Origin of the sequence: Nonomuraea sp. NPDC049419 (assembly GCF_040676995.1) — a bacterium.
GTDB lineage: Bacteria > Actinomycetota > Actinomycetes > Streptosporangiales > Streptosporangiaceae > Nonomuraea > Nonomuraea salmonea.
Genome location: NZ_JBFAQB010000026.1, coordinates 29724 through 50338 on the forward strand (window position 1 = coordinate 29724; position 20615 = coordinate 50338).

General features: G+C 73.4%; 17 protein-coding genes. 3 read left to right on the top strand and 14 right to left on the bottom strand.

All coding sequences use genetic code 11. From position 1 onward, the window contains the following. Positions 1-89 precede the first annotated feature (89 nt). The 10 genes from AB0K12_RS43070 to AB0K12_RS43115 form a co-directional block, all read right to left on the bottom strand. Entirely contained in the window at positions 90-1049 is a 960-nt protein-coding gene (locus AB0K12_RS43070; RefSeq protein WP_364574164.1) for an arabinan endo-1,5-alpha-L-arabinosidase, read from the bottom strand. A 353-nt stretch (positions 1050-1402) separates the two neighbouring features. After that, positions 1403-2416, bottom strand: coding sequence for a LacI family DNA-binding transcriptional regulator (locus AB0K12_RS43075; RefSeq protein WP_364574166.1), 1014 nt, complete (start codon positions 2414-2416; stop codon positions 1403-1405). Beyond that, positions 2413-3501 (bottom strand): Gfo/Idh/MocA family oxidoreductase, encoded by a 1089-nt coding sequence (locus AB0K12_RS43080; RefSeq protein ID WP_364574168.1) that lies wholly within the window; start codon positions 3499-3501, stop codon positions 2413-2415. The genes AB0K12_RS43075 and AB0K12_RS43080 overlap by 4 nt, the downstream gene beginning before the upstream one ends. Continuing rightward, complete coding sequence (locus AB0K12_RS43085) at positions 3498-4343, bottom strand: amidohydrolase family protein (protein ID WP_364574170.1); 846 nt, start codon at positions 4341-4343, stop codon at positions 3498-3500. Before AB0K12_RS43085 ends, AB0K12_RS43080 begins: the two co-directional genes overlap by 4 nt. 34 nt (positions 4344-4377) lie before the next feature. Further along, entirely contained in the window at positions 4378-4863 is a 486-nt protein-coding gene (locus AB0K12_RS43090) for a VOC family protein (RefSeq protein WP_364574172.1), read from the bottom strand. Between the two features lie 40 nt (positions 4864-4903). Next, the gene (locus AB0K12_RS43095; RefSeq protein ID WP_364574174.1) at positions 4904-5878 is read right to left on the bottom strand and encodes a transketolase C-terminal domain-containing protein; all 975 of its coding nucleotides are present in this window, start codon (positions 5876-5878) and stop codon (positions 4904-4906) included. Next, entirely contained in the window at positions 5871-6818 is a 948-nt protein-coding gene (locus tag AB0K12_RS43100; protein WP_364574176.1) for a thiamine pyrophosphate-dependent dehydrogenase E1 component subunit alpha, read from the bottom strand. Before AB0K12_RS43100 ends, AB0K12_RS43095 begins: the two co-directional genes overlap by 8 nt. Next, complete coding sequence (locus AB0K12_RS43105) at positions 6815-8272, bottom strand: adenylosuccinate lyase family protein (protein WP_364574178.1); 1458 nt, start codon at positions 8270-8272, stop codon at positions 6815-6817. Before AB0K12_RS43105 ends, AB0K12_RS43100 begins: the two co-directional genes overlap by 4 nt. A 2-nt stretch (positions 8273-8274) precedes the next feature. After that, positions 8275-9033: an SDR family NAD(P)-dependent oxidoreductase gene (locus AB0K12_RS43110; RefSeq protein WP_364574180.1), complete on the bottom strand. Its 759-nt coding sequence runs from the start codon at positions 9031-9033 to the stop codon at positions 8275-8277. A 172-nt stretch (positions 9034-9205) separates the two neighbouring features. Further along, on the bottom strand, positions 9206-10999 hold the full coding sequence (locus tag AB0K12_RS43115; RefSeq protein ID WP_364574182.1) for an aldehyde ferredoxin oxidoreductase C-terminal domain-containing protein: 1794 nt from the start codon (positions 10997-10999) through the stop codon (positions 9206-9208). Positions 11000-11130: 131 nt separating this feature from the next. On the opposite strand from AB0K12_RS43115, the gene AB0K12_RS43120 reads away from it, so the two are divergent. Next, entirely contained in the window at positions 11131-12414 is a 1284-nt protein-coding gene (locus AB0K12_RS43120) for a cation:proton antiporter (RefSeq protein ID WP_364574184.1), read from the top strand. A 12-nt stretch (positions 12415-12426) separates the two neighbouring features. Here the strand turns inward: AB0K12_RS43120 and AB0K12_RS43125 are convergent, their stop codons facing one another. Together AB0K12_RS43125 and AB0K12_RS43130 are read right to left on the bottom strand one after the other, a co-directional pair. Further along, positions 12427-14487, bottom strand: a complete 2061-nt coding sequence (locus AB0K12_RS43125) for a serine/threonine-protein kinase (protein ID WP_364574186.1) — start codon at positions 14485-14487, stop codon at positions 12427-12429. Between the two features lie 240 nt (positions 14488-14727). Then, on the bottom strand, positions 14728-15408 hold the full coding sequence (locus AB0K12_RS43130) for an AMP-binding protein (protein WP_364574188.1): 681 nt from the start codon (positions 15406-15408) through the stop codon (positions 14728-14730). A 331-nt stretch (positions 15409-15739) separates the two neighbouring features. Here AB0K12_RS43130 and AB0K12_RS43135 point away from each other — a divergent pair, with 331 nt between their 5' ends. Beyond that, positions 15740-16648 carry a transglycosylase SLT domain-containing protein gene (locus AB0K12_RS43135; RefSeq protein WP_364574190.1) on the top strand — a complete coding sequence of 303 codons (909 nt, stop codon included), beginning with the start codon at positions 15740-15742 and terminating at the stop codon, positions 16646-16648. Between the two features lie 30 nt (positions 16649-16678). On the opposite strand, the gene AB0K12_RS43140 is transcribed toward AB0K12_RS43135, so the two are convergent. After that, positions 16679-18433, bottom strand: coding sequence for a glycoside hydrolase family 15 protein (locus AB0K12_RS43140; RefSeq protein ID WP_364574192.1), 1755 nt, complete (start codon positions 18431-18433; stop codon positions 16679-16681). A gap of 80 nt (positions 18434-18513) precedes the next feature. Then, positions 18514-19116 (bottom strand): hypothetical protein, encoded by a 603-nt coding sequence (locus tag AB0K12_RS43145; RefSeq protein WP_364574194.1) that lies wholly within the window; start codon positions 19114-19116, stop codon positions 18514-18516. A gap of 63 nt (positions 19117-19179) precedes the next feature. Between AB0K12_RS43145 and AB0K12_RS43150 the strand changes: the two genes are divergently transcribed. Further along, complete coding sequence (locus tag AB0K12_RS43150) at positions 19180-20613, top strand: PLP-dependent aminotransferase family protein (protein ID WP_364574196.1); 1434 nt, start codon at positions 19180-19182, stop codon at positions 20611-20613. Positions 20614-20615 lie beyond the last annotated feature (2 nt).

Sequence of the window (20615 nt, forward strand, 5' to 3'; positions counted from 1 at the left end):
CGTTGTGGCGGGCTTTTCCATGGGGCTGGGGGGGGCCCCCCAGAACGCCGGGGGGGGGGGGCCCCCCACCCCCCCCCCCCCACCGCAGGTCAGTACACGTACGGCCAGCCGGCCGCGTCCCAGCCGATGAGATTCACGCCCAGTTTCGGCGTGCCGTTGTCGTTGCGGTCGTAGTAGTGGTAGACGAGCAGGTCGCCGTCCGCGTCGGACATGACGCTCTGCCCGCCGGGGCCGACGACCTGGTCATGGGTCTCCAGCACCATCGTGCCGCCGCCGCTCAGCATCGAGCGGCCTGAGCGGTCCACGTACGGGCCCGTGGGGCTGGTGGAGCGGCCCACCTTGATCTTGTACGTGCTGTCCAGGCCCGCGCAGCACCGGTCGTAGGAGGCGAACAGGTAGTAATGGTTGCCGTGCCTGACGATGTCGGGCGCCTCCACCGCGTGCGGCGCGTCCGGCCGGGTCGCCAGGTGGTGGAGCGTGCGGTCGGAGGAGTGGCGCTTGCCGGTCGAGGGTTCGAGCCTGATCATCCTGATGCCCGTCCAGTACGACCCGAAGCTCAGCCACCACCGGCCCGAGGCGTCCACGAGCAGGTTGGGGTCGATGGCGTTGTGGTCGGAGCTCGTCGTCGTGGAGTAGACGATGCCCTGGTCGCTCCACGAGCCGGGCTGGCCGGTCGAGCTGGTGGCCAGGCCGATCGCCGAGTTGTTCGAGCCGAAGCTGGAGACCGCGTAGTACATCAGGTATCTCCCGCCCTGCTGGGAGATGTCGGGCGCCCACGGGTCGTTGCCCGAAGAGTACGTCCGCCACCACGACGGCGGCGTGCGGAAGGCGGAGCCGGACCTGGTGAAGTGGATGCGGTCGGTTGAGGTGCGGGCCTCCAGGTAGCCGTGGGTGGAGTAGAGCACGTAGTTGGACGAGGTGCGGATCATCGTGGGGTCGTGCACGACCACGTCGCCGGTCACCCGGCCGGGGCCGGGATAGGCGAACGCGGCTCCCATGAGCGTGAGTGCCGCCGCGATGGCGGCGACGGGACGGAACAGGCGGCGCAAGGGTCCTCCTTCGATCGGGAAAGGTGACCGCTTCGCTCCGCCGGACGCTGCGCCGGGTGCGTCGCAGGCAATGTAGGCGCGCTTTTCCGCGAGCGTCAACCCTCGGGTGGCCGGGTGTGAAACTTACATGTTCGCCGGTTCTGCGACCCGGCTTTGACCTGGGGCGATGCGAATGCCGGCGGGCTCGGCTCTTGACGGGGCGCCTTGACGTCCTTAGCGTTCGGGCCACTTTCGACCCGCGATGTTAGCGCTAACACAAGCTCTGGCATCAGCGCCGCCGGAAGCCGCGCCGCGTCACAGGAACCGGCCGGACGCCCCCGCGTCCGGCCGCGCTCCGCCATTCCCATCGATCTCTAGTGGGGTGGGGGAGCGGTGGAGCGGCGGTGGATGAGCTCGATGGGGCCGGTCAGCACTTCGGCGACCGTCGCGTCCGGGTCCAGGCCGCCCAGCAGTGTCACGCCGCGCCGGCCCAGCTCGGCCAGCGGCATCCGCACGGTGGTGAGCGCCGGGTTGAGATAGCTGGCCAGGTCGAGATCGTGCACCGCGACGATGGACACGTCGCGCGGGATCTCCAGCCCGGCGGCCCGCACGCCCTCCATCGCCCCGATGGCGGAGGCCACGTTCGCCACGAACACCGCCGTCGGCCGCTCGCCCTCGGGCGCCTCGGCCAGCAGCCGGGCCATCGCCGCGGCCCCGCCCGCCGGCGTGTAGTCGGCCGCCGTGATCGGTCCCTCGGGCAGGCCGGCGTCGCGCATCGCCGCCGAGTAGCCGGCCGACCTGCGCGCGGCCGTGTCGGCGCGCGACGGTCCCGCGAGGTGCGCGATGCGGCGGTGGCCCAGGCGTACGAGGTGCTCGACGGCGAGCGCGGCGGCCCGCTGGTCGTCGAGGATGACATAGCGCTTGACGCCCTGGCTGCGGTTGTTGAGCATCAGCCACGGGATCGCCGCCTGGTCGAGCTGCGCGGCCAGGTCCGCGTCCTCGCCCGTGCCGGCCAGCAGCAGCCCGTCGATGCGGCCCTGCCCGATGCGGTCCATGTACTCGCCCAGGCCGGCCCCCGTGGCGCTGCCGGTGACCAGCACGTAGCCCTGCGCGGCGGCCTCCGCCTCGGCGCCCTTGATGATCTCGGCGTAGACGGGGTTGGCGAAGTCGGGGATGAACAGCCCGAACATGTGCGCCCGCGACGTACGCAGGCTGCGCGCCGCCACGTTCGGCCGGTAGCCCAGCGCCTCGATCGCGGCCAGCACCCGCTCGCGCGTCTCCTGCCGGATGTTGAGCGTCGGATCCTTGTTGACGACGCGCGAGACGACCGCCCTGTCGACCCGCGCCATCGCGGCGACGTCGGCGAGCGTCACGCGGGCGCGCTTCATGCCGGTGATCCCGGGCGTACGCTCCGGCCGCTGTCCATCGACCGGTAGAGCGCGTCGAGCAGGCGCAGCGTGCCGAGGTTGTCGGCGCCGGACGTCTCCGGCTCGCCGCCCTCGGCGACCGCCCGCAGCAGCGACCCCATCGGCCCGGCCACCGCGTCGGGCAGCCAGCGGCGGGTCACCGGGTACGGCAGCCACCCGTCCGTCGGCAGCGCCCGGCTGCTCACCTCCAGGGTGTCGGGGCGGCCGTGCGGATAGTCGTACAGCAGGCCGAGCGTGCCCTTGATCGCGCCCTCGGTGCCGTCGATGCGGAAGGCCGCCTCGCCGTCGCCGGTGCGGTTCTCGTGGGTGGCGTGCACCAGCGCCCGCACCTCGCCCGGGTAGACCAGCGTGCTCATCGTGCGGGTCTCGCCCTTGGCGACCTGGCCCGGCGTCCGGCTGCCGGTGCAGAAGACCAGCTCGGGGTCGCCCAGGACGGACCTGATCGCGTCGAGGTAGTGGATCGAGTGGTAGACGATCTCCAGCCGGTCGGTGGTGACCAGCCAGTCCCACGCGCTCCAGTCGGTGAAGATGTCGACGGTGAACGTCATCGCCGTCGGCTCGCCGATCCAGCCCTGCCGCACCATCGCGCGGGCGGCCGCGATGCCCTCGTCGAAGCGGAGCTGCTGGTTGACCGCGATCTTGCGGCCGGCCGCCGCGGCGAGGTCCACCAGCTCCTCGCCGGTGGCCACGTCGGGCGCGAACGGCTTCTGGCACAGCAGGTGCTTGCCGGCCGCCAGCGCCTGCCGCGCGATGCCCGGCTGCGCGCCCGGCGCGACCGCGATGTCCACGACCTCGGCCCGCTCGTCGGCCAGCAGCTCCTCCAGCGTCCCGTACACGCGCGGCACGCCGTGCCGGGCGGCCACCTCGGCGGCGCGGCCCGCGTCGAGGTCGAACAGCCCGGTCACCTCCAGCCCCGCCTGCCGGTAGGCGGGCAGGTGGGCGGCGTCCACGATGGCCCCTGCGCCCGCGATCGCGACCGGCCGGCGGTGCTCCGCCGGGATCGTCAGGTCGGCGGCGGCCGCGATGGGCGCGAACACGTCGATCACTGCTCCTCCATCCCGTAGCAGCGGGCGGCGGTGCCGCCGAGCACCTGCGCCCGGCCGGCCTCGTCCAGGCCCGACAGCGCGACCTGCGTCTCCCGCCACACCTTTGCGTAGTCGCCCGCCAGCGTGGCCACCGGCCAGTCGCTGCCGAACATCAGCCGCTCGGGGCCGAACAGCTCGATCGCGTGCTCGACGTACGGCCGCAGGTCCTCGCCGGTCCACGTCCCGGCGTCGGCCGCGGTGTTCAGCCCCGACACCTTCGCGTACACGTCAGGGCACTGCGCGGCCCGCGCCAGCAGCGACGCCCACGGCTCCCACCCCTTGTCCTTGATCGGCGGCTTGGCCAGGTGATCGATCACCATGCGCAGCCCCGGCACCCGCTCGGCCAGCACCGGCACGTGCTCCAGATGCCGGGGGAGCACCGCCACCACGTCGAACGGCAGCCCGGCCGCCGCCAGCAGCCGCAACCCCTCGATCACGGGCTCCTGGAGCACCCAGTCGGGGTCGGGCTCGTCGTGGATGAGGTGCCTGATCCCGGCGAACTTGGCGTGCCGCCGGTACCGCTCCAGCGCCTGGGCCGCCTCATCGGGCCGCGCCAGCGGCACCCAGCCGACGACCGCGCCGACCACGTCGTACGCGTCCGCCTGCGCCAGCATCGCGTCGGTGTCGGCGTAGGAGTCCATCGCCTGCACCAGCACCGTGCGGTCGACGCCCGCCTCGGCGAGCTGGGGCAGCAGCTCGGGCGGCTCGAACGTACGGAAGATCGGCCCCGACTCCGGCGTCAGCCAGGGGTACGAACCCGTCTCCAGGTTCCAGAAGTGCTGGTGGGCGTCGATGACGGTCATCCAGCGTCCCTTCCCATGATCAATCGTTTGAGCGTCACAAGGTAGCAGGAGGTTGGACGAGTTCCAGCGTGATCTCGTCCGGGTCCAGGAAGTAGCAGGCGTAACCGCCCTGGTTGACCCCTGCGGTGATCTCGGCGGGCGGGCTGACGAAGCGCACCCCGGCCGCCGACAGCCGGGCGTGCTCGGCCCGCGCGTCCTCGACGGTGAGCGCCAGGTGGGCGGCGCCGGGCAGGTGGCGGGCCGGGCCACGGGCCGGGTCACGGGCCGGGTCACGGGCCGGGTCGCGCGGGCGTACGTACTCGACCAGCTCCAGGTCGTGCGTGGAGACGCCGCGCGGCTGCCCCGGCACGGCGAGCTGGGCCACCCGCAGCACCGCGTCCGGATAGCCGACCAGCCGTCGGGTGTAGGCGTTGTCCTGGGTCTGCGTGTGCACCAGCGTGAAGCCGAGCAGGTCGCGGTAGAAGGCCACGGACCTGTCGAGATCGGCCACCGTGAACGAGAAATGCCAGACGCCCCTCATCGCATCGCCTCCTGAAGTCAATCGCCCGGCCACCGGGCTCTCAGCCCTTGACCAGGTTCCGTACGGCCGCCGTGATCCTTGCCGCGTCCGGCACCAGCGACTCGGCCAGCACCGGCGCGGCCGGCATGCGCACGTCCGGCGTGCCGATCCTGATCGGCGGCGCGAGCAGCGGCGCCCCCGCCTCCGTGACACGGGCGACGACCTCGGCGCCGAAGCCGCCGGTGACGTTCGCCTCGTGGACGACCGCGAGCCGGCCCGTCCGCCTGACGCCGCCGAGCACCGCGCCGACGTCGAACGGGTTGAGCCACGGCGTCTCCAGCACCTGCGCCTCGACACCCTCGCCGGCCAGCCGCTCGGCCGCCTCCAGCACCTGGTGCGTCATCGCACCCCAGGTCACGATCGTCACGTCCGACCCGTCGCGGCGGATGCGCGCCCCGCCCATCGGCTTGACCGGGCCATCGGTCCCGACCGGCTCCTTGGCGCCGGAGTACAGCGTGCGGTTCTCGATCACCAGGACCGGGTCGTCGCAGTGCACCGCCGTCACCAGCAGGTCGTACGCGTCCTGCGGCGTGCTCGGCATGCACACCCGCAGTCCCGGCACGTGCAGGAACAGCGCCTCCAGCGACTGCGAGTGCTGCGCGCACGCGCCGGGCGCGTTGCCCTGCTGGGTGCGGATCGTCAGCGGCGCCGTCAGCCGGCCGCCCGAGACGTAGCGCACGTTGGCCGCCTGGTTGACGATCTGGTCCAGCGCGACCAGCGAGAAGTCGGCCCACATGATCTCCACGATCGGGCGGCGGCCGAACATCGCCGCACCCACCGCGCTGCCGAGGATCGCCGACTCGCTGATCGGGGTGTCGAAGACCCGCTCGCCGTACTGCCTGCGCAACCCCCGCGTCACCCCGAACACACCGCCCGGCACGGCCACGTCCTCGCCGTAGACCAGCGTCTGCGGCAGCTCCTCCATCACCCGGTGCAGGGCCGCGTTCACGGCCTCGCCGTAGGTCAGCTCACGCATAGAGATGCTCCCTCGCCGTCGCCGGGTCGGCGGGCGGCGCCGCCTGCGCGGCCGCCGCCGCGGCCTCCGTCTCCTCGCGGGCCCGCCGCTCCACCGCGTCGATCTCCTGCTCAGGCACGCCGTCGGCCAGCAGGCCCGCGCGCAGCCGCGCGATCGGCTCCCCGCGCCTGATCCGGTCCAGCTCGCCCGGCTGCCGGTAGGTCTCGGCGTCCCCGACGTAGTGACCCACCAGCCGCTCGGTCATGCACTCCAGCAGCGTCGGCCCGCCGCCCTCGCGGGCCACCTCCAGCGCGTCGCGCACGTGGAAACGCACCGCCTCCGCGTCGTTGCCGTCCACGCGGCGGCCCGGCATCCCGTACGCGGCGGCGCGGCCGGCCAGCCGCGCGTCGCCCACCATGCCGGCGATCGGCGTCAGCTCCGAGTAACGGTTGTTCTCGCACACGAACACCACCGGCAGCTTGAAGGCCGCGGCGAAGTTCATCGCCTCGTGCACCGCGCCCTGGTTCATCGCGCCGTCGCCGAACACGCTCACCGCGGCCCGGCCGGAGCCGTCGTGCCGGCCCGCCAGCGCCGCCCCGCAGGCCAGCGGCGCGCCCGCGCCGACGATCGAGTTCTCGCCGTGGAAGCCGTACTCGGTGGCCGTGAAGTACGCCGAACCGCCGCGCCCTCCGTTGACCCCGCTCGCCCGGCCCATCAGCTCCGCGAACAGCGGCTCCGCCGGGACCCCGCGCGCCAGCGCCCAGCCGTGCCCCCGGTAGGTCGCGAACAGCGCGTCCTGCTCCTCCAGCTCGCCGCACGCCCCGACCGGGATCGCCTCCTGCCCGATGCACAAGTGCACCGACCCGACGATCGGGCCCTGCGCCCGCAGGTCGCGCACCTTCTCCTCGAACGCGCGGATCCGCCACATGGCCAGCAGGTCCGCCAGCCGCCGCTCACTCATGCTCGCTCCTCCTGCGCTCGTCTTTCGGGCGCCCGCTCCGGCGCCTGCCCTGCGGGCGCTTGCCTCCAGGCATTGAGCGCCGCGGCGCAGATCGCCCCGGCGTCGCCGACGTAGGACTCCGGCGGGATGGGCAGCGGGCCCAGGCTCTCCAGATCGCCGGGCCCTGCCGTCCCGCGCAGCGCGTCGGCCAGGGCCAGGCCCTGCTCGCGCGCCTCGTGCGCCGCCCGGTAGACCAGGTCGTGCGCGCGCTCCCTGCCCAGCGCCGGCGCCAGGCGCATCATGTACGCCTCCGCCATGATCAGGCCGCCCTCCGCGTCCAGGTTGGCGCGCATCGCCTCCGGATAGACCCGCAGGCCCGCCACCACGTCGGCGGCCGTGGCCAGCGCGCCCGCGGCCAGCTCGGCCAGCAGCGGCACCACGTACCACTCCACCTGCCACTCGCCGGCCGCCCGCTCGTGCCCCGCCTCCATCGCGCGGAACAGGCCAGAGCTGAGCGCGCCCGCCGTGCCCGACATGCCGATCACGGCCTCGCAGCCGATCGGGTTCGCCTTCTGCGGCATCGTCGAGGAGGCGCCCCTGTGGTGGCCGCCCGCCTCCCGCACCTCGCCCACCTCGGTCCTCGACAGGTCCACGACCTCCCGGGCGAAGCGGGCCGCCGTCGCCGCCAGCGACGCGCACGTCACGCCGAACTCCGCCACGCCGTCCCTCGCCACGTGCCACGGCACCTCGGTCGTCCGCAGGCCCAGCTCGCGCGCCATGACCGCGCGGACGTCCGACGAGCGCTCGCCCATGGCCGCCGAGGTGCCGCCCGCGCCGAACAGCGACACCACCCGCACCTGCCGCCCGGTCGCGGCCACCCGCTCGCGCTGCCGGGTCACCTCCGCCAGCAGCACCGCCATCTTCGCCCCGAACGTCGTCGGCACCGCCTGCTGCGCGTGCGTACGGGCCGCGATGACCGTGCCCGCGTGCTCCTCCACCAGCCGCGCCACCGCGTCGCCGAACCGGCGCAGCAGCCCGGCCAGCCGGTCGAGCGCCTCGCCGAGCTGCAGGGCCAGGCCGGTGTCCATGACGTCCTGGGTGGTCGCGCCGTAGTGCACGCGCCCGTCCGGCCCTTCGGGCAGCGCCGCCGCGATCATCCTGACGAGGGGGAGGATCGGGTAGCCCACGTTCACCGCCTCCGACCACAGGCGCGGCAGGTCCACCGTGGCGGGCACGCAGGCCGCGGCGATGGCCGCCGCGTCCTCCCGAGTGATCACGCCGGTCTCCGCCTGCGCCCTGGCCAGCGCCGCCTCCGTACGCAGCCAGGCCAGCACCGTGCGCTCGGCGGAGAAGATCTCGGCCATCGCGGGGTCGCCGAACAGCTCGGGCAGCAGCTTGAACGTCTGCCGCGTCGTTTGGGGGGCCGTCTGAGGGGCCGTCTGGGGAGTCGTCGGCGGGGTTCTCCGGGGGGTCAAAGTCAGTTCATCTCCAGTCCGCCGTCGACGTTGAGCGCCTGGCCGGTCACGAACGACGCCAGGTCGCTGGCCAGGAACAACACCGCCGCCGCCACCTCCTCGGGCCGCCCCACCCGCTTGAGCGGCGAGCGCTCGCCGACCTCCTTCAGGTAGCCCTCCCCGGACCCTGGGCCGAAGCGGCGGTCGCGGTCGCTGATGATCTCCTCCCACATGGGGGTGAGGAAGACGCCGGGGCAGACCGCGTTCACCCGTACGGGGGCGAGGGCCTCGGCCGCCGACATGGTCAGCGACAGCAGTGCCGTCTTGCTCGCCGAGTAGTGGGCCGCGTTCGGCCGGCCCGAGCGGGCGGCCACCGAGGCCAGCGTCACGATCGAGCCGGCGCCCTGCCCGGCCATCCGCCGCCCGGCCGCCTGCGTCAGCCAGAACGTGGCGTTGAGGTTGACGTCCACGATGCGCAGCCACTCGCCGGGCTCGATGTCGAGCAGCGGCGTGGTGCGCATGATGCCGGCGCAGTTCACCAGCACGTCGAGCCGGTCGAGCCCGTCCACCAGGGCCGTGGCCTGGGCGCGGTCGGTGAGGTCGGCCGGCCGCGCCGCCGCGCCCAGCTCCGCCGCCGCCTCGCTCAGGCGCGGGCTTTCGAGGTCGGAAAGCACGATGTCGGCTCCCGCGTCGGTCAGGGCACGGGCGCAGGCGAACCCGAGACCGCCCGCGCCGCCGGTGACGAGCGCGGTACGGCCGGTCAGGTCGATCGTGACAGGCATCCGTCTCCCTCTTCCGGGTCAAACGTTTGACCAGACCCTAACAAGGAGCCAGTGAACGGAACAAGAGGCGGTTCAATCGTTTTTATCGGGATAATTCACCGCGCGTCTGGGTTCGCGCCCCGCACCGAGCCTCCGCCACCGCGAACCCGGTCCACGGCGCGCGTATGTGCTGTCAGGAGGCGTCAGCCCAGCCCAGCTCCTCGTAGAAGGCCCGGCGTGCGCGTGCGAACGCCTCCCTGTCCAGCGCCGCTCCCTCATAGGGGCCGGTCGTGATCGGCTCGTCGTGCAGGCGGGCCGGCAGGTCCTCGCTCAGCAGATCGGGGAAGCCGTCAGATGTCGCGGCCTCGCGCAGGGCGTAGGCGCGCATCCCGTCCAGGCGGGCCTGGCCGGCCGCCAGCAGGTCGTCCAGCGTGAACGGCTCCCCGAGCACGGCCGTCACCAGCGTGGTCAGGCGGTCGATGGTGAGCGGGCGGGTCGGGGTGGAGGCGAAGACGCACAGGTTGAGCGCGTCCAGGCCGCTCCACAGGCGTAGCAGGCGGGCGCTGCGCCGGCCGCGCTCCTCGTTCAGCTCACCGGCCGGGGCGGGGGCGGCGCCGACCCTGGCGGCCTCGGGGAAGCTGTAGCCGAGCCCGGCGACCGGGTCGAAGTCGAGGTCGTGCTCCAGGGCGTCGTAGCGGGGGCCGCCGGGCGCGAGGGCGTACCCGAGGCCGATGCCGGGCTGCGGGCGCGGGTCGAAGCACGGCAGCTCGGCGCCCTTGGCCGTCATCGCGTACGTCCGCGCCTCAGACCCCAGGCGCCGCGCCGCCCTGGCGGACCCCTCCGCCAGCAGGTCGCCGAGCGGGCCCGACCGGGTGGCGACGTCCTCGATCAGCTCTGGCAGCGCCGCCGCGTCCCCGAACGCCGGCCCGCCCGGCAGCAGCCCGTGCCCCGCGCACTCCATCGCGAAGGCCAGCGTGCCGCCGAGCGAGACCTGGTCGAGGCCGAGGTCGTTGCAGCGGGCGTTGGCGGCGAGCACGGCGCCGAGGTCGTCGATGCCGAGATTCCACCCCAGCGACAGGAACGCCTCCTGCCCCAGCCCACCCGTCCGCCCGGCGTACACCTTGAGACAGTCGTTCGGGCAACCGGGACAGGCTCCGGACGTGGCCACCGCCCGCCCGTCGTAGTCCTCCTCGACCGGGACCCGCAGCTTCGGCGGCCCGGGCACGGAGAAGTTGCGGACGGAGGCGTACCCGGGGGCGAGCGTGTCCCCGACCCACCCGGCGAACCCCGGCACGCCGGCCTGCAGCGCGGCGAGCGGATTGGTGGCGAGCGCACCCCGGTAGCCGGCATCGAGCGCCGCGACAGTCCCAGGATCGGCCACCTCGGCCGGCGCACCCGACGCCACGCACACGATGGCCTTCAGATTCTTGGCCCCGAACACCGCACCCAGCCCGTAACGCCCGGCGGCGAAGGCGTAGTCGGTGACGACGCTGGCGTACCGGACGAGATTCTCACCCGCCGGCCCGATCGCCGCCACGTGCGCATCCTCGCCGTGCCGCTCCCGCAGCACGTCGGTGGCGGCCGCCACCTCCAGCCCGCTCAGCTCACCGCACTCACGCACGCTCACCTCGCCGCCCTGGATCAGCAGGTACGACAACCGCTCGGCCCGCCCCGTCACCGCTACAGCCTTGGCCCCGGCGGCCCGCATCCCCGCCGCGAACGGCCCCAGCGCGTGCGCCTCCCCGGCCACCCCGGTCAGCGGCGACTTGGCCAGGAACACCGCCTTGGCCAGCCCAGGCGCGTGCGTCCCGCCGAGCATCCCGGCCGCGACGTACAGCAGCGCGCGCGGATCGTACGGATCGAGCCCAGGCGCCGTCCGCTCACCGAGCAACCGCAACCCCAGTACGGACCCGCCGTAGTGCCCCTTCTCCGCCGTCCGCTCTTCCCTCTCGATGTTCCCGCTGCTCAGATCGACGATGAACGGCACCGCACGGCCTCCCGAACTCGGATGCTGGAATCGGCGGCACCACATCACATACCACCGCACATCCGCAACCCCGGCCCAGGCGCACCCCCCTTTCCCTCAGGTGGAAGAAGACGGGCAAGTGGTGATAAAGAGTGATCTTCCGGGCAGTGACCGGGGTGATGTCCACCCTCGACCTCATGCTGGCGCTCGGCGGTGCCGCCGCGCTGCTCGCCGCCATCCTCCCCGACCTGCTGGCACGCCGCCCCGTGTCGCTGCCACTGGTCTACCTGGTGGCGGGCGTGCTGCTGTTCGCGCTGCCCATCGGGCTGCCCGAGCCCGACCCGATCACCCACCGAACGGTGCTGGAGCACATCACCGAGCTGTGCGTGGTCATCTCCCTCATGGGCGCGGGCCTGGCCATCAACCGGCGGACCGGCCCGCGCGGCTGGTCCACGACCTGGCGGCTGCTCGGCCTCGCCATGCCGATCACCGTGGTCATGGTGGCCGCGGCCGCCGTCGCGCTGCCCGGCTGGCCGCTCGCGGCGGCGCTGCTGCTCGGGGCCGTGCTCGCGCCCACCGACCCGGTGCTCGCCTCCGACGTGAGCGTCGGCGAGCCCGTGGACGCCGAGAACGCCGACGACGAGGTCCGCTTCGCCCTCACCTCGGAGGCGGGGCTGAACGACGGGCTGGCCTTTCCCATCGTGTACGCCGCCATCGCCGTCGCCGTGTCCACCGGCGCGGGCTGGCTGGGGGAGTGGGCACTGACCGACGTCCTCTACCGCACCGCCGCGGGGCTGGCGGCGGGCCTGCTGATCGGGTACCTGCTCGGCCGGCTGTTCTTCCGCGGCGCGGCGGGCGGGCCGCCCCTGTCGGAGCGCCGCGACGGGTTCGTCGCCCTCGCGGCCACCTTCCTGGCGTACGGGGTGACGGAGCTCGTCCACGGGTACGGCTTCATCGCCGTGTTCGTCACCGCCTGCGCCATCAGGAGCGCCGAGCACGGGCACGGCTACAACAACGTGCTGCACGGGTTCGTCGAGCAGCTCGAGCGGCTGTTCACCGCCTGGCTGCTGCTCCTGCTCGGGGGCTTCGTCGCCGCCGGCGGCCTCGCGGCGCTCACCTGGCGCGGCGCCGCCGTCGGCCTGCTGCTCCTGCTGGTGATCCGCCCGCTGGCGGGCTGGCTGAGCCAGTGGGGCGGCCGCGCCGGGCCCCGGGAACGGCTTGCCATCTCGTTCTTCGGCATCCGGGGGGTCGGGTCGCTGTTCTACCTGGCGTACGCGCTGGGCGTGGCGGACTTCGGCGTACCGGCGGAGGAACTGTGGGCGGTGACCGGCTTCACCGTCGTCGTCTCGGTGGTGCTGCACGGCATCACGGCCACGCCGATCATGCGCCACGTGGACGCCCTCCGGGACGGCCGCACCGCCACCTCCGACCGGTGACCCCGCCCCTGCTCAGGACGGCCCCAGGCTCCAGACGTGCAGAGCGCCCCGCTCGTCCGACCCGGCGACGACGGGCCGGCCGTCCAGCTCGGCGATCGCCACGTGGTAGATCGCCCTCTCGTCACGGAGACCGAGGACGCCGATGACCTCGCCGTCGTTCAGGTTCCAGACCCGGACGGTCACCTTGCCGCTGGGCGCGTGCGCCGCCACCGCGATCGGCGTGTCACCCCACAGGCCCGCGGTCAGTGCCGTCACGCCCCGGTCGTCCGGGCTCCAGGAGCTGAAGGCCCACCTCTTCCTGCGTTCGCCGGTCGCCAGGTCGTACACGCGCAGGGTGGCGTCCAGATGCGTGGAGACCAGCACCGGCTCGCCCTTGAGCTCCCCGCACGCCACCAGCTCGATGCCGCCGACCTCGCCCGTCGTGAACGAGTGCATCAGCGTCCCCGACGACAGCCGCCACAGCCGCACCCGGTTGGCGCCGTCGCCCGTCACCAGGAGGTCATCGCCGTCCAGGCGGCCGAACGTCAGGGCCTTCATGCCCTGGTAGTGGTCGGAGAGGCCGGGGCCGACCTGCTCGCCGGTGGCGACGTCCCAGAGACGGACCAGGCTGTGCAGATCCCGGACGAGGTCATACTTCTCCGACACCGCGACCGCGCGGCCCGCCACGGTGACCCCGCGGATCCGGTCCTCGGCCCGGTGGCCGGCGAGCCGTTTCCCGGAGGCGTCCCAGAGACGCATCCGGCCGTCCTCGTGCCCGGACACCACGACCGTCCGGCCGTCCAGGGTGCCCGCCGCCACCGACGTCACCCCCTCGCCGCCGTCACCCAGGCGCGTGGCCGGCGCGCGCATGTCCCAGCCGAACAGGACTCCCTTGGCGGTGCCGCACACCACCGTGCTCCCCGACGCGGCCAGCGCCGTCGGATCCCCCGCGCTGCCGCGCGGCAGCGCCGCCGGCTCGGCGGCCTCTGTCCCGAACGGCTCCGCGCTCCCGGAGGAAGCGCTCGACGAGGTGCCGGGGGACGGCGTCGCGGACGGCGTCGCGGCCGGCGTCCCGCTGCCACGCCCGTCCACGGCCGGACTCGCCGGCATCCCGCCGTCCGTCCGCCCCGCGAGCCCGTCGTCCGGCCGCAGCACCAGGAGCGCCGACCCACCGAGAGCCGCCGCCACCACCCCGCCGATGAGCACCCGCCGGCCGACCTTGCGGCCCCGATCGGGAACGTCCGCACCCCCGGCTGCGTGCACAGGCGGCGGAGTGGCGTCCGCGGCGGGGGCCGGGCGGATCAGGATGCTCAGGAGGTCGGTGGGGGAGGGCCGGGCGGCAGGGTCCTTGACGAGGCAGGACGCGATGAGGTCGTGCAGAGGCGACGGCACTCCGGTCAGGTCGGGGTCGCCGCTCAGGATCCCGTTCATGATCACGGGCAGGGCCTCGCCGCGGAACGGCGGGCGGCCGGTGGCGGCGAAGACCATCGTGCCCGCCCAGCTGAACACGTCCGACGCGGGCCCCACCCGCTCCCCGCGGAACTGCTCGGGCGACATGTACGCCGGCGTCCCCACCGCGCCCGACGTCGCGGTGGTCGCGTCGAGTGCCCTGGCGATGCCGAAGTCGATGACGACCGGCCCGTCCGGCCCCATGAGGACGTTGCCCGGCTTGAAGTCCCGGTGCACGATCCCCGCCTGGTGGATGGCGGTCAGCGCGGTCAGGGTGGAGGTCGCCAGCCGGTGTAACGCCCCGCCGGTGCGCGGTCCCGAGGCGCGGACGACCGCGAGGAGCGTGTCGCCGGGGACGTACTCGCTGACGATGTACGGCCGATCGTCCAGCATCCCGACGTCCAGCACCGCCGCCGTGCAGAACGCGGCGACCCGCCGCGCCGCCTCCACCTCGCGCAGGAACCCCCGCATGACGTCGCCGTCCTGGGCGAGGTGGCTGTGCAGCAGCTTGACGGCGACCTCGCGGCCCGCGCCGTCGACGCCGCGATAGACGGTGCCCTGCCCGCCGGAGCCGAGCACGCCGACGAGCCGGTGGTCGCCGATGCGTACGGGATCGGCGGGGCGGAGCGGGCGTATGTCCGGCATCCCGCTCCTTTCACGGACCTATCGCTGTGATCCATACGATAAGCCCGCCCCCGCCGGTTCCACACGCATGCCTCGCCGCCCGCCACGCCCGCAGGACGGCCCGATACGCCGAGCCCCCGATCAGCGCCGGACCGAAGCCGCGCGCACCCAGGTCTCGCGATCAGCCGAGCCGTTCACAGCAGCATGCGCAGCGTCGTTGACGGGCGTTGACGGGCGTTGACGGGCCGTTCAAGGGGCCGTTCATAGGGCCGTTGATGGAGGAGCCGCCCGCCGCCGCGCCCTCCCGAACGCCGGCAGCTCCAGCACGGTGCCGTCGAAAGCGGGCAGCCGCTCCCGCAGCCCGCCGGGAACGAGTATGGTCCTGGCCCCCGAATCACGCAGGACCACCTCGATCCTGGCCGCCGGATAATCCGGATCAAGCGGCAGGTAGGCGGCGCCGGTCTTCATCGCGGCGAGCATCCCCGCCATGGTCCCGGCCGTCCGCCCCGCGACGATCGCGACCACCTCCCCGTCCTTCACCCCGCCGGCCGCCCCGCCAGGGACGTCACCCGTGCCACCGGCCGCCGAACCAGCGGCACCGCCCGGACCTGTGCCGCCCGAACCAGCGGCACCGCCCGGACCTGTGCCGCCCGAACCAGCGGCACCGCCTGGGCCTGTGCCACCGCCAGAGCCGGCGGCCTTGCCCGGACCGGCTTCGATGAGGCGGGCGAGGCGGTCGGCGGCGGCGTTGAGCTCGCCGTACGAGACGGTGCCCTCGCCGTCCACCACCGCCGCCCGCTCCGGAGCCTTGGCCGCCCACTCCTCGAACAGCACCACCATCCCGGCCCTCCCGGGCCTGTCGGACAGCGGTGAGGCGGCGCCGTTCGCCCCGCCGTCGTTCCTGTGCCGGATCGGGGTCTCCCCCTGCGGCATTTCGCGCATCGCGCCATCCTTCGTACGGACAGGCATGGCGGCCTCAACGCTGAGACCGGACCGAACGCCCGCTACGAGAACCCTCCGTGGGAACGCTCCCAACAACTTCCAGGGTAGGGAGGCAGGCGCGCCGCGGTCCAGTGGAACCGGCACCTCCACCGGCCGGCAGGCGGCGAACGCCCCTGATGGCCGGGCTGACCAGCGCGTTCGCCGGACAACGTTTTGGCAACATTGCGGAGGGCAGTACCGCGAGGAACACCGATCATCCCCGATCTCTTGGGAGCGCTCCCACAGCGCAAGCGCCCCCACCCTCCCCGGACACGGGGTAGGTTCCGGAGTCATGAAGGCACGCCGCCGGCCCCGCCGGGCACCCGCGCTCGTCACCGCCGCCGCGCTCCTGCTCACGGCAGCCTGCGGCGCCCCGGCCCGGAGCGCGGGCAGCGAGCCGTCCCCGGCCGCCGCAACCCCCACCACGCAGGAGCCAGAAGTCGACCGGCTGCCCGAGCCGGGGAAGAAGCTCCCGAAGAGCGCGGCGGACCTGGCCACCGCGATCAGCGAGACCACCGAGAAGCTCAACGAGGCCATCGACGGGTGGACGAAGAGCGGCGAGCCCGAGCTGCCCGAGGACGTCGAGCTGCTCGCCCTCTACCACCAGCGCCTCTACCGCTGGGCCGCCCGCCACCCTGAGGTCGCCTCCAAGGCCTTCGCCCGCCTGCCCAAGAAGCTCAAGGCGCAGGCCGAGGACAACACCTCGGCGCTGCGCGAACTGCTCGCCCTGACCCGGCCGATCAAGCCGTCCGCGGTGTTCAAGACCCGCGACGCCCGCCCGGCCGGCGAGCTGCTCGGCTACTTCAAAAAGGCCGAACGCCGCTTCGGGGTCGAGTGGGAGGTGCTGGCGGCGGTCATGTTCGCGGAGACGAAGTTCGGCCGGGTGCGGTCGGACAGCCACGCGGGGGCGCAGGGGCCGATGCAGTTCATGCCGGCCACCTGGAAGGCGTACGGGCTGGGCGGCGACGTGCAGGACCCGCGCGACGCCGTCATGGGCGCCGCCAACTACCTCAAGGCCACCGGCGCCCCGCGCGACTACCGCAGGGCCCTGCACGCCTACAACCCGTCGCAGGCGTACGTGAACGCGATCCTGCTGCACGCCCGCCAGATCAAGCGCGACCCGCGCGCCTACTACGCCTATTACGCCTGGCAGGTCTTCGTGCTCACGACGGAGGGCGAACGCCGCCTCACGGGCCCGTGAGCGAACGCCGCCGCACCGGCTTGTGAGGGATCAGGACAGCGCGCGGGCCGCGTGCACCAGGGGAACGTGGCTGAAGGCCTGCGGGAAGTTGCCGACCAGCCGTCCGTAGCGGGGGTCGTACTCCTCCGCGAGCAGCCCCACGTCGTTGCGCAGCGTCAGCAGCCGCTCGAACAGCTCCTTCGCCTCCTCCTTGCGCCCCTGCATGGCCATCACCTCGACCAGCCAGAAGCTGCACGCGAGGAACGCGCCCTCGCCGCCGGGCAGGCCGTCCACGTCGTTGTCGGCGGCCAGCGGGTAGCGCAGCACGAAGCCGTCGGCCATCAGCTCCTTCTCGATGGCCGCGACCGTGCCCGCGACTCTGGGGTCGTCGACGGGCAGGAAGCCCACCATGGGGATCATCAGCAGCGCGGCGTCGAGCTCGGACGAGCCGTAGGACTGGGTGAAGGTGTTGCGCTCGGCGTCGAAGCCCTTGTCGCACACCTCGGCGTGGATGGCGTCGCGCAGCGTGCGCCACTTCTCGACCGGGCCGACGCGGTCGAACTGCTCGACGTACCTGACGGCCCGGTCGAGCGCCGCCCAGCACATGATCTTGGAGTGCACGAAGTGGCGGCGCGGGCCGCGCACCTCCCACAGGCCCTCGTCGGGCTCGTCCCAGTGGTCCTCCACGTAGTCGAGGAGCTGGCGCTGGATCGTCCAGGCCCGGTCGTCCGGCCACAGGCCGCGGGTGCGGGCGGTGAACAGGCAGTTCATCACCTCGCCGTAGACGTCGAGCTGGAGCTGCTTGACCGCCTCGTTGCCGATGCGGACGGGGCGGGAGCCCTCGTAGCCGTCGAGCCAGTCGAGCATCAGCTCGGGCAGGCGGCGCTCGCCGGCGACGCCGTACATGATCTGGAGGTCCTGGGGGCGGCCGGCGATGGCGCGCAGCAGCCAGCCGCGCCAGTCGGCGGCCTCTTCGAGGTAGCCGGAGCTGATGAGCGCGTCGAGCGTCAGCGTCGCGTCGCGCAGCCAGCAGAAGCGGTAGTCCCAGTTGCGCACCCCGCCGAGGTCCTCGGGCAGCGACGTGGTGGGCGCGGCGACGATGCCGCCGGTCGGCGCGTACGTCAGCCCCTTCAGCGTGATCAGCGACCGGACCACGGCCTCGCGGTACGGCCCCTCGTAGGTGCACTTCGCCACCCACTCGGCCCAGAACGCCTCGGTCTCGCCGAGCTGGTTCTCGCACTCGATCTGCGGCGGCATCGGCTCGTGGGAAGGGTGCCAGGTGAACACGAACGGCAGCCGGTCGCCCTCGTTGACGGTGAACGTGGCCCGGTGGGCGTAGTCGCCGCCCTTGAGCGGCACGGGGGAGTGCAGCCACACGGAGTCGGGGCCGCCGATGGCCTGGAGGTGGCCGTTGGTGCGGCGCACCCAGGGCACGATGCGGCCGTAGTCGAAGCGCACGCGCAGCTGGGTGGACATCTCGACGCTGCCGGAGACGCCCTCGACGATGCGGACGACGTCGGGGTTGCGGTCGCGCGGCGGCATGAAGTCGATCACCCGGACGGTGCCCGTGGGGGTGTCCCACTCGCTCTCCAGGATGAGCGTGTCGGGGCGGTAGCGGCGCCGGGTGGCCGGTCTGCGCCCGGTCGGCCCGAGCCACCAGTGCCCGTTGCGCTCGCTGCCGAGCAGCGCCGCGAAGCACGAGGGCGAGTCGAACCTGGGCAGGCAGAGCCAGTCGATCGAACCGTCGCGCGCGACGAGCGCGGCGGACTGCATGTCTCCGATCAGGGCGTAATCCTCGATCCGCATGCCTAGACGGTACTCGGCGCGGGGTGATCCCGGGCCCGGGCCGATCATGTCGCGTCATGTCCGGCCCGGGACGCCCGGGATCACGTCAGGGGGAACCAGCGGGTGAACAGCTGGACCAGCGGGCCGATGGCCAGCGCGAACACCAGGGTGCCCAGGCCGACCGTGCCGCCGAGCAGCGCGCCCGCGGCCAGCATGGTGACCTCGATGACGAGCCGGGCGACGCGTACGGACAGGCCGAGGCGGACCAGGCCGGTCATGAGGCCGTCGCGGGGGCCCGCGCCCATGCCGGCGCCGATGTAGAACAGGGTGGCGAAGGCCACGGTGGCGACCGCCAGACCCACGTAGACGATCTGGACGGCGAGGAGATCGGGCGTGGGCAGCAGATGGAGTGCGGCGTCGGCGAACAGGCCGACGAACACCACGTTGCTGATCGTCCCCAGGCCGGGTTTCTGCTTCAGCGGGATCCACAGCAGCATGACCAGCGCGCCGGCCAGGATGATGACGGTGCCGATGGTCAGGCCGAGCTTCAGGGCGACGCCCTGGTGGAAGACGTCCCAAGGGCCGTTGCCGAGACCCGACTCGACCTGCAGGGCGAGGCCGAGGCCGTACATCGCGAGCCCGCCGTAGAGGCGGAGGAGGCGCACCGGGAAGGAGCGCGGCCGTGGGACGGTGGTTTCACTCATAGCGGCTCCACAGTGGCAGGCATCCCCTTGCACATAACAGGGCCAATAGCGGAAAGTGGCCTTATGCGGCACCTGTCCGCCACGCAAGTGGCCCGCCTCGCCGGTCTCGATCCCGGCGCCCGCCCCTACTACCGCGCCCTCGCCGACCGCGTACGCGCCCTCATCCTCGACGGCCAGATCCCCATCCGCGTCCGCATGCCCGCCGAGCGCCACCTGGCCGAGACGCTCAAGGTCAGCAGGACCACCGTCACCGCGGCGTACGACCTGCTGCGCGAGCGCGGCTACCTGGAGAGCAGGCAGGGTTCGGGCAGCTGGACCGCGCTGCCCGACCCGGCCACCACCGCCGACAACCCGTGGCTCAGCACCGACGGCGACGGCCTCGTGCAGCTGCACGCCGCCGCGCCGCCCGCCCCCTGCGCGCTCACCGAGGCCATGACCGAGGCGGTGGCCGACCTGCCCCGCTACGGCATGGGCAACGGCTACGACCCCATGGGACTGCCCGCGCTCAGGGAGCGCATCGCCGCCCGCTACACCGCGCGGGGCGTGGCCACCAGGCCCGAGCAGATCCTCGTCACCACCGGCTCCCAGCACGCGCTGCAGCTCGTCTTCGGACTGCTGGCCGGGCCCGGCGACCCGGTGCTGGTGGAGTCGCCCACCTACCCGCACGCCATCGACACCGCCAGGCGGCGCGGCGCCCGCATCGTCCCGGTCGGCGTCTCGCACGAGGGCTGGGAGCAGGACCTGGTGGCGGGGGCGATGTGCCAGTCGGCGGCGCGGCTGGCGTACCTGATGCCGGACTTCCAGAACCCGACGGGCGCGCTCATGGAGGACCCCGTGCGCGCCGCGATCACCGGTGCCGCCCGCCGGGCCGGCACCACGCTGCTGGTGGACGAGACCTGGGCCGAGCTGGCGCTGGACGAGGTGCCGCACACCTCACCGATGGCCGCCTTCGACACCGACGGCCGGGTGATCAGCGTCGGGTCGGCGTCCAAGCTGTGGTGGGGCGGGCTGCGCATCGGCTGGGTGCGCGCGGGTGCCGCGCTGATCCGCCGGCTGGCCACGTTCCGCGCGTCGGTCGACCTGGCCAGCCCCGTGCTGGAGCAGCTCGTCGTGGCGCGGCTGTTCGACCGGCTGGAGGAGACGCGCGCCGAGCGCCGCCGCGCGCTGCGCACCTCCCGCGCGGCGCTGATCGCGGGGTTGCGCGAGCACCTGCCCGAGTGGACGTTCGAGCCGCCCAGGGGCGGCGGCACCCTCTGGGTACGCCTGGCAGCAGGCACCGGCTCGGCCGCGCTCGCCGAGGCCGCCGCCTACCACGGGCTGCGCCTGGCCCCAGGGCCGTGGTTCGGCCTGGACGGCACGCTGGAGAACTACCTGCGGCTGCCGTTCACCCAGCCGGCCCAGGTGCTGGAGGACGCCGTCGTCCGGCTGCGCGCCGCGCTCGACCACGGGCCGCTGGCCGCCCCCAGGCCGGGCGACTCGCTCATCGGGATGGTCTGAGG